Here is a 14,016-nt window from a genome sequence, read left to right on the forward strand (position 1 = left end):
TGCGAGCACGCCCGCCGCCGAGCGGGAGGGACGCGTCGCGGTCGGAGCAGGGCCGGATCGGGGCGCGGCGCTGCGCGGGAGGCGACACGGGGACCGGGAGAGGGGATGGCGGCGTGCAGGGCGGCGGCGTGCCGGTTCGCGACCAGCACGGCCCTGGCCCGCAGGACCGTGGCCTGCAGGGCGACAGCGCGCAGCGCATCGACGACATCCCTCCGCGAGCATGAACTCGATCAGGTTCTCCGGGTGTGCTCTCAGCCCCTGGCGGGGCACCCCGTGTCGATCACCGACTGTACCCGCCGCCGGCCGCTGGGCGCTCCCGGTCTCGTCGAGCTGCCTCCCAGCTCGTGGAGCTGCGGCACGTCCGCCTCCCGGGCGGGCGCACCGACGAGGGCGCGCCCCTTCCGAGAGCGGATGGAAATAGTTACCATCATGCCGACACAACGTGGTGCCGCTTTTCATCTCGAGGTCACCGGCTCGTCATCTCGGCCCGCCACGCTGTCGTCGTCACCCCTCGGACGTCGAAAGGCCCGTCGTGTCCACCCCTCGCTCCTCCCGCCTCTCCGCCCTCTCCACGCACCGCACCACCCCCGCTCCCGCCGCCCCGGGCAGCGCCGGCACCGGCACCACGCGCCGCGCGCTGCTCGGCCTCGCCGGGGCGCTCGGCGCGGCCGGCCTCTCCGCCTGCGCGACCTCCGGCGCTCCGGGCGCCGACGCGGGCGGCTCCGACGGCGGCTCCGCCGGGGCCGCGGAGACCAGCCCCGAGAATCCCTTCGGCGTCGCCGGCGGCGAGCTGAAGGCCTTCGTCTTCGACGGCGGCGGCGGGGTGCCGTATCTCGACCTCACCGAGCAGCTCCTCGAGGAGAAGCACCCGGACCTCGCCGCGGACATCGTGCGCACCGAGGACCTCAGCACCCTCCAGCCCCAGTTCGTGAACGGCACTCCCCCGGACCTCTTCCAGAACTCCGGCGCCGGCGCCCTGGACATCACCTCGCTGACCGCGAACGGCCAGCTCGCCTCGCTCGAGGACCTCATGGCCGCGCCCAGCTGGGACGACTCCGAGATCACCGTGGAGGAGTCCCTGAACCCGGGCGTGCGCGAGGCGGGCACCGTCGACGGCACCCTCGTCGGGCTGAACACCGTCCAGTACGCCTGGGCGCTCTGGCACGACGCCGCCCTCCTCGAGGAGAAGGGCTGGGAGGCGCCGACCACCTGGGACGAGCTGATGACGCTCTGCACCGAGATCAAGGCCGACGGGATCTTCCCGTTCGCCTTCACCGGCCAGCACGCGAACTACCCCGACGAAGGCATCCTCCAGCCTCTGGTGGCGAAGATCGGCGGGCAGGAGGTCTGGAAGAACATCGACAATCTCGAGGACGGTGCCTGGCAGCAGGACGCCGTGCGCGAGGCCGCGGAGGCGCTGCTGCAGCTGCGCACCGACGAGCTGATCCTCCCCGGCGTCGCCCAGATGACCCACGTCCAGTCGCAGACCGCGTGGCTGAACCACGAGGCGGTGTTCATCCCCGTCGGCGCCTGGCTGGAGAACGAGATGAAGTCCGCGATCCCCGAGGGCTTCCGCATGACCGCCGCGGCGCTGCCCTCCCCGGATCCGACGCTCGCCGACCTCACCCCGAACAACCCCGGGGCCGGCTGGTTCGTGCCCGAGGGCGCCGCGAACAAGCCCGCCGCCCTCGAGCTGCTGCGCGCGCTGCTGTCGAAGGAGTCCTCGCAGAACTACGCCGAGCTCTCCAACAGCGTGACCATGGTCGCCGGCGCGCACGACGACCAGCAGCTCAGCGACCCGTTCATGACGCTCACCGAGATGATCGAGCGCTCCAACGCGGTCGAGCCCTGGCAGGTCGTGAAGTACCCGACCTGGTACCCGGCGATGGCGGAGGAGACCCGCGCCGCGCTGATCGCGCTGCTGCTGGACGACCTCGACGTGGACGGCTTCCTGGCCCGCTGCCAGAAGGCGGCGGACCAGGTCGCCGGTGACGACGCGATCGCGAAGCAGACCCGCTGATGCATCTGCGCGGAAGGTGGTGGCTGATCCTCACCTTCATCACGCCCGGTCTGGTCCTGTACTCGGTGTTCGTCCTGTCGAGCTTCGCGCAGGGGGTGCAGATCTCGTTCACGAACTGGACGGGCTTTACCCCCACGCTCGAGTACGTCGGGCTGGACAACTACGTGCGGATGGCGAGGGACGGGGCGTGGTGGAGGGCGGTGTCGCACAATGCGGTGCTGCTGGTGATCATCCCGGTGGTCACCCTCGGGCTCGCGCTGCTGCTCGCCACGCTGATCACCCGCGGCGGCTCGGGCACGCTCCGGGCCGTCCGCGGGGCGGGCGCCTACCGGGTGCTGTTCTTCTTCCCGCAGGTGGTGCCGGTGGTGATCATCGGCATCATGTTCAGCTACATCTACGCCTCCCGCGGCGGACTGCTGGACGGCCTGCTGCGCCTGGTGGGCACCGACATCCTCGCGGTCGTGCCGAACGGCCCGCTCGGGAACCCGCGCACGATCCTGCTCGCGATCGCGCTGGCGGCGGTGTGGTCCTCGGTCGGCTTCTACATGGTCCTGTTCCTCTCCGCGATGAGCGGGGTGCCGCAGGAGCTGTACGAGGCGGCGTCGCTGGACGGGGCGGGGAGGCTGCGCAGCTTCGCGCACGTGACCCTGCCGCTGATCTGGTCCCACGCCCAGACCGCGCTGATCTATCTGGCGATCGGCACCCTGGACTCGTACGCGCTGGTCGCCGTGATGTCGATGACCGGTACGGCGGCGGACTCGGGGGCCGATGTCATGTCGACCTACCTCTACCGCACCGCGTTCTCCTTCAACTCCCAGTTCGGCTACGCCTCGGCGATGGGCACCGTGATGATGCTCGGCTCCGTGGCGCTGGCCCTGGTCACCTTCCGCCTCACCAAGCGCGAGGAGCTCGAGTACTGATGACCCCCTCCCCCGCGACCTCCTCGTCCGCACCGGCGCAGCCGCGCCCCGAGGTCAGCTCCGCGCCGACGGGCCCCGCGCTCGACGACCGGCCGCCGGGCGAGCCCGCCGGGCACTCCCCGGACGGGTCCGCCTCGTCGGCGACGACCGCGTCTCCGTCGGCCGACGGGCCGCACCGTCCCCGTCGGCCGCATCGACCCCGCGGCTCGGGCCTGCCGCACCTGATGCTCGTGCCCTGGGCGCTCGTGGTGCTGGTGCCGCTGGTCTGGATCCTCGCCTCCTCGCTGAAGACCAACGAGGAGATCTACAACGACCCCTTCGGCCTGCCGGGCGAGCTGCGACTGGGCGTGTACGTCGACGCCTGGCAGCAGGCGAACATCGGCGCGTTCTTCACCAACACCGTGATCGTGGTCAGCGGCGGAGTGGTGCTGACGATGCTGCTGTCGGTGATGACCGCCTACGTGATGGCGCGCTATCCCTTCCCCGGCAGCCGGGTGCTGTACTGGCTGTACCTGGCGGGGATGACCTTCCCGGTGTTCCTCGCGATCGTGCCGCTGGTGCGGATCGTGCAGGGGCTCGGACTGTTCGCGACGAACCTGGGCCTGGTGCTCGTCTACGCCGCGTTCTCCCTGCCGTTCTCGATCTTCTTCCTCACCGGGTTCTTCCGCACCCTCCCCAAGGAGCTCGCCGAGGCGGCGTTCCTCGACGGTGCCGGGCACTTCGGGGTGTTCTTCCGGATCATGCTGCCGCTGGCCAGGCCGGGGCTGATCTCGATCGGGGTGTTCAACGTGCTGGGGCAGTGGAACCAGTTCCTGCTCCCGCAGGTGCTGAACCCGCAGCAGGACGAGGAGCGCTCGAACTTCGTGCTCAGCCAGGGCCTGGCGGCGCTGGCCCTCGGGGAGAACTACGAGACCTCACCGACGTCGATGGCGCAGCTGTTCGCAGGGCTGATCATCTCGATGCTCCCGGTGCTGATCGTGTACGTCCTCTTCCAGAGGCAGGTGCAGGAGGGCCTGAGCGCCGGCGCCCTGAAGTAGCACCCGGGGCCCCACGCCGGGCCGCCCGCCCTGCCCGCGCCGCTCGCCCTGCCCCACATGCCATGATGCCCAGCACACGGGCCCGGCCCCGTCCGGGAGCCCACGACCAGGAAGGCCCCATGCCCTCGACCTCACCCGACGCACCGGGACCTGGCGCCCCGGGGACGCCGCATCCGCCCGTCCTCGCGCTGCTGCGCACCTCGCTGCCGACGCTGCCTCCGCAGCTGCAGCGCCTGGCGGTGCTCGCCCTCGAGTCCCCCGCCGAGGTGGGGCGGATGACCATCACGGAGTACGCCGAGCGCGCCGGCGCCTCTGCCGCCTCGGTGACCCGCCTGTGCCGCACCCTCGGCATCGAGCGGTTCACGACGCTGCGCACCGAGCTGGTGCTGGCCGCGGAGCGTCCCGCCGCCGGCGGTGGTCCGCGGGTCACCGGGGACATCACGGCCGAGACTCCGCTGCCGGAGCTGATCGCCAGCCTCGGCGTGCTCTCCACCGGCTCGATCGAGGAGACCTCCCGTCTGCTGGACCCGGCCGAGGTCGCCACGATCGTGCAGGCCCTCGGGGATGCCCGGCAGGTGTTCGCCACGGGCGCCGGCTCCGCGCACGTGGTCGCGGTCTCCCTCGAGCACAAGCTGCGCAGCCTCGGCATCCCGGCCACCACCTTCCACGACCCGCCGTCGGCCGTGATCGGGCTCGCCGCCGCCCGGCCCGGGGACGTGTTCGTGGCGGTCTCGGAGACGGGCACGGCGAGCGAGACCGTGCCGCAGCTGGCCGAGGCGAAGCGACGCGGCTGCCTCACGGTGCTGATCACGCGGCTGTCCAGCTCCCCGGCCGCGGAGATCGCCGACCACGTGCTGCTCGCCGTGCAGGACCGGGCGCCGCTGCGCGTCGGCACGCTGACCAGCCGGATCGCCGAGATGTACCTCGCCGACGTGCTCGCCAGCGGTGTGGTGGTGCGCCATCACGAGCGCTCCCTCGAGGCGCTCTCCTCCGTCGAGGAGGCGCTCGAACGGTACTGGTGAGCGGGGGGCCGACGCCGACGGTCCCGCCCGCGCCCACCGTCCGGCCATCGGTGCCCCTCGCACCCGCCCCGTCCACCCTTCCCTCGCACCGCCCCACCCAGGAGTCCCTGCATGACCAGCCCCGCCCTGCCCGCCCCGTCGGCCGATCTCGCGCCGCTGCGGGTGATGAGCTTCAACGCGCTGTTCGCGACCGACACGACCACCGAGGCCGATCCCGGGCACTGGCCCCACCGCGCCCCCGCGATCGAGTCGCTGCTGGCCACCGAGCGCCCCCACCTGGTGGGACTGCAGGAGATGCAGGAGCACACCTTCGGGCCTGTCGAGCGGGGGCTGGGGCCGACGTACCGGCGCCTCGGCATGGGTACGCGCGGCGGCGGCGACGGGCTGATCAACCCGATCCTCTACGACACGGACCGCCTCGAGCTCGTGGCGTGGAACCAGTTCTGGCTCTCGGACAGGCCGCGCGAGATCGGCTCGGCGACCTGGGGGAACGCCGGACCGCGGGTCGCGGTGTGGGCGCGCTTCCGGGACCGTGAGACCGGCGGGGAGCTCGTGCACCTGAACACCCACCTCGACCACGTGATCACGCAGGCGAAGGTCAAGGGCGCCCAGCTCATCGCCGACCACCTGCGCCAGTTCCACCTCCTGCACCTGCCGGCGGTGGTCACCGGCGACTTCAACTCGGTCGCCGGGGACTCCCCCGCCTATGAGGTGCTGGTCGAGGAGTTCGGGCTGCAGGACACGTGGCGGGAGGCTGCCGAGCGCACCACGCCCGGCTGGGGCACCTTCCCCCACTTCGGCGAGGTCGAGGTCTCCGACTTCCGCATCGACTGGATCCTCGCGAGCCCAGGCGTGGAAGTGCTCGAGGCGTCGATCAACGCAGAGCGGCCGGGAGGGGTGTTCCCGAGCGACCACCTGCCGGTGCAGGCGAGCGTGCGGCTGCCGGTGACGATGGTCTGAGTAGACCAATACACTCACCAGGGTGATCACAGGTGAGTTGAAGAGTCGCATCGACCGCGTATGGGACGCGTTCTGGTCCGGGGGCATCTCGAACCCCCTCGAGGTGATCGAGCAGGTCACGTACCTGTTGTTCCTGCGCCGGCTCGACGATCAACAGACCTCCGCCGAGCGAGAGCTGCGCCGTCTGGGGCGCACCGACAAGCCGATGCCCTTCCCGCAGCCCAAGGAGCACCTGCGCTGGTCGCGGCTCCGCGAGATGGGCGACACCCTGGCGATGCACGACCTGATGACGAACGAGGTGTTCCCGTTCCTGCGCGGGCTCGGCGATGACATCGCGGGTGAGACCACCACCTACGGCGCGCACATGCACGATGCCCGCTACACGATCCCGAGCGCGAACCTGCTCGGCAAGGTCGTCGACATGCTCGACCAGATCCCGATGGACGATCGGGACACCAACGGCGACCTGTACGAATACCTGCTCTCCAAACTCGCCTCCGCCGGCGTGAACGGTCAGTTCCGAACACCTCGGCACATCATCCGCCTGATGGTGGACATGATGGCCCCGACCCCGGCCGACGAGATCTGCGATCCCGCTTGCGGAACGGCTGGCTTCCTCATGGCAGCGAGCGAGCACGTGCGCGAGAAGCACCCCGACGCCCTGGTGGACCGGGAGCAGTCCCGTCACTTCCACCATTCGATGTTCCACGGCTTCGACTTCGACTCGACCATGCTCCGCATCGGCAGCATGAACATGCTGATGCACGGCGTGAACGCGCCGGACATCCGCTACCGCGACTCGCTTTCTGAGGGCGCGTCGGGCGATGAGGGCCTGTACTCGATGATCCTCGCGAACCCGCCGTTCGCGGGGTCGCTCAACTACGAGGAGACCAGCAAGGACCTGCAGCGCGTCGTCAAGACGAAGAAGACGGAGCTGCTTTTCCTGGCGCTGTTCCTGCGGCTGCTGAAGACTGGCGGCCGGGCTGCGGTGATCGTTCCGGACGGCGTGCTGTTCGGCTCGACGAAGGCGCACAAGGAGCTGCGTCGCATGCTGGTCGAGGACCACAAGCTCGACGCCGTGGTGAAGCTCCCCTCGGGCGTCTTCAAGCCCTACGCCGGGGTCTCCACCGCGATCCTGTTCTTCACGAAGACGGGCGCGGGCGGCACGGACAACGTGTGGTTCTACGACGTCGATTCCGACGGCTTCTCGCTCGATGACAAGCGCACGCCGCTCGCCGGGTCCGATCTACCCGATGTGCTGGTGCGCTGGCAGAACCTCGATGGCGAGCGTGATCGCGAGCGCACCGAAAATAGCTTTCTGGTGCCAAAGGCGGACATTGTCGCCGAGAATTACAACCTCTCGGTAAACCGCTACAAGGAAGTCGTTTTCGAGGAGGTTGAGCATCGCTCGACCGACGAGATCCTCGCCGATGTGGCGCGACTGAACGACGAGATCTCAGCGGGGGTTTCACGGCTACGGGAGGTGCTGGGGTGAGCGAATGGGAAAGCGTACCTCTAGGCACTCTGATGCCCGCTCGAGCGAAGTCAATAGACCCCCGGAAAACACCGGACGAGCTGTTTGAACTTCACAGCATCCCCGCACATGACCATGGAACGCCTGAGATAATTCACGGCAGAAATATTGGATCCACAAAGCAAATAGTCAGCCCAGGCGACACTCTCCTATCAAAGCTTGTTCCGCACATTCGGAGGGCCCACATTGTCGAAGAACGAGGTGGCGCGACGCAGATCGCGTCAAGCGAATGGATCGTCTTCCGCGGAGATAAAGCCGCCCCTGGGTACCTACGCCACTTCCTAGTCAGCGACCAATTTCACACTCAATTCATGGCAACCGTGTCGGGCGTCGGGGGTTCACTCCTCCGCGCCCGCCCAGAACACGTTAAGCGGATTGAGATCCCGATCCCCTCTCTCGAAGAGCAGCGACGCATCGCCACAATCCTCGATGGGGCCGACGCGATCCGCACAAAGCGCCGAGCGCAGCTCGCCCATTTCGAGGAACTGAAGAGCGCCACCCATGCCAGCAAACTCGCTGAGGGCAACAGGTATCCCTCCAGCCGCTTAGGAGATTTTGCAACCCTGAAGACAGGACCTTTCGGCAGTTCGGTCCATCGCGAAGACTACGTGACAGGCGGAGTGCCCCTTATCAATCCGACACACCTTATCGAAGGTCTCGTAAAGCCAGACGCAGCCATATCGGTCCCTCGAGCCAAGGCTGAAGAGCTGTCTGCTTTCTCGTTAAAACCAGGCGACGTCGTATTGGCGCGCCGGGGCCAGATGGGCCGAGCTGGCATCTTCCTCCCGAACAGCGGTCCGGCTCTTTGTGGCACCGGCTCCATGATTGTTAGACCGAACAATCCCGAACACGGTCAACTCATCGCCAGCTACCTGAACAGCCCAAGAACTAGAAGGCAACTCGAAGCAAGCGCCTCTGGAGTCACGATGCTCAACATCAATCAGAAAGCCGTGCTTGAACTCCCTGTGCCAGAGAATTTTTCTGAACGCGCAATCGAAGTGGCACACAATGACGAGTACATTCGTGCCGAGCGCGACCGGGTCGCCACAGCCCTCAGAACCGACGAAGAGCTGTTCGCCACCCTTCAGCACCGTGCGTTTCGCGGGGAGCTCTGACCCCCCTCAGAGCTCGCCCAGAAGTTCCGCCGCCAACGTCGCGAATTACGGCGCAACCGTCCCTGTCGCCGTGCGCCGTTGCGGCTGCGGCTGTGCAATCCGGCCGTTCACCGTCAAGGTTTCCGCGCGGTAAATCTTGGTGGCCTCTACTGTGACGGCACGAGCATGCCCGTCGGCCTTGTGTGAGGCGAAGCCTTGTAACAGCCCCAGGACACGTTCTTCACTCGAGCCCTAAGCCTACTCCGATCAGACTCGGGCGTCCTGACCCGCGCTTCGTCTTCCGTCCCGGATGAGGTGCCCGAACCGTCCCCGGAGAGCGCCACCCATTGGCTCCGTTTCTCGAGAGGCACTGTTTCCCATGAAGAGAAACACGGCCTCTCGAGAATCCGATCGTGGCCACGCGTGCCACTACGCCAAAAGGATCGAACTTCGCCAACCGTCCCACCTCGCCGATACACTCTGACTTGGGGAACGACCAAGGAGGGCGGCAGTGAGCAACTTCGGGTTCATCCGGCAGCATTGGCCGGAGCTCTTCGACACGTGCCAGCGCGCGGAGTCCTATGCCCTCTCGGACCCCGACAGCGCCGCCTTCCACGCGCGCGTCGCCGTGGAGAAGGTCGTCGAGTACCTCTTCGTGGACGTGTTCGGGTTGCCCGAGGGATACCGTTCCGATCTCAGCGCCCGGATGAACGCCCCGGCGTTCAAGAACCGCACGAACGCCATCAACAACCAACTGAACCTCCTGCGCCGGCGTGGCAACGACGCCGCCCACGGCAACCGTCGGCTCTCCCGCCAGGAGGGCGTCGCCACGTTGCGGGACCTCTTCGACGTGATCGTGTGGACGGTCAAGCACCAGTCCACGTTCCCGGAGGCCGCACCGCTTGGCACCGCCTTCGACGTCACCATCGCCCAGAAGCGCGCACCGCTAGGCCCCGCCGAGCTCGCCAAGCTGGCGAAGCGGTTCACCGAGCAACAGGAGACCTCTCGGCGCGAGATCGCCGAGCGCGACCAGAAGCTCTCCGCCCTGGAGGAGGAGCTCGAGGCGCTGCGGAAGCAGATTGCCGAGGCGAAGGCTGCCGACACCGCTGCCGATACCCACGACTACCGCGAGGACGAGACCCGCACCGCGCTCATCGACGAGCAGCTGCGCGATGCGGGCTGGGCGCTCGAAGACCCGCAGGACCGGGAGTATCCCGTCGACGGCCTCCCGATCAACCCCGGCATCAACGCCACCGGCATCGGCCGCGTCGACTACGTGCTGTGGGGAGCCGACGGGCGGCCGCTCGGCATCGTCGAGGCTAAGCGCTCCACCGTCGACCCGTCGGCCGGAGAACAGCAGGCAAGGCTGTATGCCGACGCGCTCGAGGCCCGGTTCGAGCAGCGCCCGGTGATCTTCCTCAGCAACGGCGACCGGCACCTGCTCTTGGACGACGCGGCGGGCTACCCGCCCCGGGAGGTCGCGGGTTTCTTCACCCGCGGCGAGCTCGAGACGATGATCCGCCGGCGCGCGCTGCGCTCCCCGCTCTCCGGCGCGCACGTCGATCCCGCGATCGCTGGGCGCCCGTACCAGCAGCGGGCGATCGCGAAGGTCGGCGCCCACTTCGATCAGAAGCAGCGGCGCGCCCTGCTCGTCATGGCGACCGGCACCGGGAAGACCCGCACCACCATCGCGCTGGTCAAGCAGCTCATGGAGCAGGGATGGGCGAAGCGGGTGCTGTTCCTCGCCGACCGTGCTGCGCTCGTGAAGCAGGCCCACCGCGCCTTCTCCAGCCTCCTGCCGGACGTCGCGTCCGTGAATCTCACCGTCGACAAGGAGACCGAGGCCAGGGTCTACCTCTCGACCTATCCCACGATGCTCAACCTCGTCGATGCCGCACGCGATGCGCGGGGCCGACGCTTTGGCCCCGGGTTCTTCGACCTGGTCGTCATCGACGAGGCGCACCGCTCCGTCTACCAGAAGTACGGAGCGCTGTTCGGCTGGTTCGACGGCCTCCTGCTCGGGCTCACCGCCACCCCCGTCGACGACATCGCCCGCAGCACCTTTCGGCTGTTCAACATCGAGGACGGGGTCCCTACAGACCTGTACGCGTTGGACGAGGCCATCGCCGAGGGCTATCTCGTCGGCCCCGAGAACCTGGTCTACGACTTCGGATTCCATCGCAAGGGCATCCGCTACGACGACCTGCCGGAGGACGAGAAGGAGAAGTGGGAGGAGATCGACTGGGAGGGCGTCGATGGCGAGGAGCATCCCGAGACGGAGATGCCCACCGAGGTCGAGGCGCCGCGAGTGTTCCGCTCGCTGTTCAACGCGGACACCGCCGACAAGGTGCTCGCCGAGCTGATGCAGCACGGATTCACGGTCGCGGGCGGCGACCGGATCGGCAAGACCATCGTGTTCGCGATGAACCAGCGTCACGCCCAGTTCCTCAAGGAGCGCTTCGACGCGCAGTACCCCCACCTCGGCGGGGACTTCGCCCAGGTGATCACGAGCCACTCCGCCTACGCCCAGACCCTCATCGACTCCTTCTCCCAGCCGGAGAAAGCCCCGCACATCGCGATCAGCGTGGACATGCTCGACACCGGCATCGATGTGCCCGAGGTGCTGAACCTGGTGCTGTTCAAGCAGGTGTTCTCCAAGACCAAGTTCTGGCAGATGATCGGCCGCGGAACCCGGCTCTCACCCGGGATCTTCGGCGACGGGGACAAGACGGCGTTCCGCGTCCTCGACGTCTGCGGGAACGTCGAGTACTTCGCCCAGGACCCCGCCGATCGCGCCGCGAGCGTGCAGGTCCCCCTCTCGCAGCGACTGTTCACCGTGCGAGCACGACTGGTCGCAGGCATCGACGCGACGGCCGGCGACGACGAGGTCCGTGCCGAGGCGGTCACCTGGCTGAGCGGCTTCGTCGCCGGCGTCCCCGCCGACTCCTTCCTCGCCCGTCCCCACCGTCGACTTCTCGACGCCTACTCGTCACCCGAAGGATGGGACGCCCCGCTGAGCGCGATCACAGCCGACGACGTCGCCGCCGCCCTCGGCGCCCTGCCGTCGTCGGCCGCCACCGACGACGAGCAGGCCAAGAGGTTCGATCTCGTGGTCCTGCAGCGAGAGCTGGCCCAGCTCGAGAACGACGACGCCCTCGCCGCACGCACGCGGACGGTCATGCAGTCGGTGGCGGCCCAGCTCCTCGAGAAGCAGACGATCCCGCAGGTCGCCGCCGCTGCGGAACTGCTGCAGGAGGTGGCCGGGGACGAGTGGTGGGAGGATGTCACCCTCCCGATGCTCGAACGGGCCCGGCGCGGGATGCGTGCCCTGGTGCAGTTCCTAGACCGGAAGAAGCGTTCGATCATCATCACGGACTTCGAGGACGACCTCGGGCAGTCCCGCTCTGTCGACCTGCCGCTCGCGACTGCCGGCGTCGACCAGAAGCGCTTCCGCGAGAAGGTCACCGCCTACATCCGTGAGCACAAGGACCACATCGCGATCCAGCGTCTGCGTCGCAACATGCCGCTGACCGAGACTGACCTCGAAGAGCTGGAGAGAATCCTCGTCGAACAGGGCGAAGGAACTCCGGAAGCCCTCGCGTCGGTGAGCGGAGAGCGCGGGCTCGGGATCTTCGTGCGCTCCCTCGTGGGCCTCGATCGAGCTGCCGCCGAGGCTGCGTTCGCGGAGAAGATCGCCATGGGCGGGCTGAACGCCACCCAGCTCGAGTTCCTTACGATGGTGATCGACGAGCTCACCCGGCGCGGCGAGATGACGCCCGATCGACTGTTCCAGTCCCCGTACGAGGACCGCGCAGCGACACGCATCGACTACGTCTTTCCACGCGAACAGGACGCCGACGCCGTGATCACCGTGCTGCACGACATCGAGCGAGCCGCGAACCCCTCCGGCACCGCCGACGAGCGCTCGCTCGCCTGACCACGGCCCGGAGGCGTTCCCGCGGGAACGCCTCCGCGCCCTCAGCTCCAGTCCGCGGTGCGCTCCTTCAGCTCCCGGTACGCCTCGAGCACCTGCGGCGTCGCGTCGGCCGTGACGATCCGCGAGCCGCTGATCTCCCAGGCGGGCGGCTCCTCGGTGCCGGCGAGCGCCCAGGCGGCCTGACGGGCGGCGCCGAGGGCGACGAACTCCCCGTCGGGCGCGATCGTGACCTCGCGGCCGAAGATCGCGGGCGCCAGCTGCTGGACGGCGCGGGAGCGGGCGCCGCCGCCGATCAGGGTGATGCGGCGGGCGTCGGTGCCGGTGCGCTCCTCGAGGGAGGTGATGCCGTCGGCGAGTGAGCACAGCAGACCCTCGACGTAGGCGCGGGCCACGTCCTCGCGGGTGGTGGGGCTGCTCATGCCGGTCAGGGTCGCGCGGGCGTGGGGCCGGTTCGGGGTGCGCTCCCCGTCGAGGTAGGGAAGCAGGGTCACGCCGCGCGCGCCGGGCTCGGAGGCGAGCGCCAGCTCGGCCATCTCCTCGTGGCTGACGCCGAGCAGGGCACGGCCGGCCTCGAGGATGCGGGAGGCGTTGATGGTGGTGGTCATCGGCAGGAAGCGGCCGGTCGCGTCGGCGAACCCGGTCACCGTGCCGCTGGCATCGCCGGGTCGCGCATCGCTGACCATCGCGCACACGCCGGAGGTGCCGATCGAGACGGAGACGTCGCCGGGGCCCAGCGACAGGCCGAGTGCGGCGCCCATGTTGTCGCCGGTGCCGGCCGCGATCGCGGCCCCGGAGGCGGTGCGGGCCATGACCTCGTTCGGGGCCTCGGGCAGGCGCGGCAGCTCGAGGCCCTTCCCGAGCGCGGCCTCGACGAGCTCGGGCTTCCACGCCTCCTCGCGGGTGGAGTAGTAGCCGGTGCCGGAGGCGTCGCCGCGATCGGTGAACGGGGCGGTGCCGGACTCGGCGAGGTGGAGGGAGACAAAGTCGTGCGGGAGCAGCACCTGCGCAGCACGCCGCGCGTTCTCGGGCTCCTCGTCGCGCACCCAGCGCAGCTTGGACGCCGTGAAGGAGGCGACCATGAGGCTGCCGATCTCCTCGACGCTCGCCTGCGCGCCGCCCATCTCCTCGATCAGCGCGGTCGCGGCGTCGGCGGAGCGGGTGTCGTTCCACAGCAGCGCAGGCCGCACCACCTCGCCCTGGTCATCGAGCAGCACCATGCCGTGCTGCTGGCCGCCGACGGCGAGCGCGTCGGCTCGCTCGAGCATGGGGCCCGCCGCCTCGTCGACCGCCCGGAGCCAGACGCGGGGGTCGACCTCGGTGCCGTCGGGGTGGGAGGCGCGGCGCTCTTCGAGCACCTGCCCGGTCTCGGCGTCGACGAGCAGCGCCTTCGTGGACTGGGTAGAGGAGTCGATGCCGAGGACGAGCGGGGCCATGAGGGGTCCTTTGCGAGCGGGTCGGGACGGAAGAGCAGGTGGGGCGGGGCATGTCAGGC

The 14,016-nt window shown here is 68.9% G+C and carries 9 protein-coding genes and 1 riboswitch; of the genes, 8 read left to right on the plus strand and 1 reads right to left on the minus strand.

What is annotated here, in order from left to right; genetic code table 11:
- Positions 1–190: 190 nt before the first annotated feature.
- Positions 191–284: riboswitch (TPP riboswitch) on the minus strand.
- Between the two features lie 248 nt (positions 285–532).
- From ngcE to A4A78_RS01505, 8 genes are all read left to right on the plus strand, one after another.
- On the plus strand, positions 533–2,020 hold the full coding sequence (gene ngcE, locus A4A78_RS01475; protein ID WP_062946668.1) for an N-acetylglucosamine/diacetylchitobiose ABC transporter substrate-binding protein: 1,488 nt from the start codon (positions 533–535) through the stop codon (positions 2,018–2,020).
- Positions 2,020–2,940 carry a carbohydrate ABC transporter permease gene (locus A4A78_RS01480; protein WP_062946669.1) on the plus strand — a complete coding sequence of 307 codons (921 nt, stop codon included), beginning with the start codon at positions 2,020–2,022 and terminating at the stop codon, positions 2,938–2,940. The genes ngcE and A4A78_RS01480 overlap by 1 nt, the downstream gene beginning before the upstream one ends.
- Positions 2,940–3,977, plus strand: a complete 1,038-nt coding sequence (locus tag A4A78_RS01485; protein ID WP_062946670.1) for a carbohydrate ABC transporter permease — start codon at positions 2,940–2,942, stop codon at positions 3,975–3,977. Before A4A78_RS01480 ends, A4A78_RS01485 begins: the two co-directional genes overlap by 1 nt.
- A 119-nt stretch (positions 3,978–4,096) precedes the next feature.
- Positions 4,097–4,999: a MurR/RpiR family transcriptional regulator gene (locus A4A78_RS01490; RefSeq protein WP_062946671.1), complete on the plus strand. Its 903-nt coding sequence runs from the start codon at positions 4,097–4,099 to the stop codon at positions 4,997–4,999.
- Positions 5,000–5,110: 111 nt separating this feature from the next.
- Complete coding sequence (locus tag A4A78_RS01495; RefSeq protein ID WP_062946672.1) at positions 5,111–5,959, plus strand: endonuclease/exonuclease/phosphatase family protein; 849 nt, start codon at positions 5,111–5,113, stop codon at positions 5,957–5,959.
- 22 nt (positions 5,960–5,981) lie between these two features.
- Positions 5,982–7,454, plus strand: a complete 1,473-nt coding sequence (locus tag A4A78_RS01500) for a class I SAM-dependent DNA methyltransferase (protein WP_062946673.1) — start codon at positions 5,982–5,984, stop codon at positions 7,452–7,454.
- A gap of 32 nt (positions 7,455–7,486) precedes the next feature.
- Complete coding sequence (locus A4A78_RS17370; protein ID WP_231880892.1) at positions 7,487–8,608, plus strand: restriction endonuclease subunit S; 1,122 nt, start codon at positions 7,487–7,489, stop codon at positions 8,606–8,608.
- A 490-nt stretch (positions 8,609–9,098) separates the two neighbouring features.
- Positions 9,099–12,524 (plus strand): DEAD/DEAH box helicase family protein, encoded by a 3,426-nt coding sequence (locus A4A78_RS01505; protein WP_062946674.1) that lies wholly within the window; start codon positions 9,099–9,101, stop codon positions 12,522–12,524.
- Positions 12,525–12,565: 41 nt separating this feature from the next.
- Here A4A78_RS01505 and xylB read toward each other — a convergent pair whose 3' ends face one another.
- Positions 12,566–13,957 (minus strand): xylulokinase, encoded by a 1,392-nt coding sequence (gene xylB, locus A4A78_RS01510; RefSeq protein WP_062946675.1) that lies wholly within the window; start codon positions 13,955–13,957, stop codon positions 12,566–12,568.
- Between the last annotated feature and the right edge of the window lie 59 nt (positions 13,958–14,016).

It is taken from the genome of Brachybacterium sp. sponge (assembly GCF_001613775.1).
GTDB lineage: Bacteria > Actinomycetota > Actinomycetes > Actinomycetales > Dermabacteraceae > Brachybacterium > Brachybacterium conglomeratum.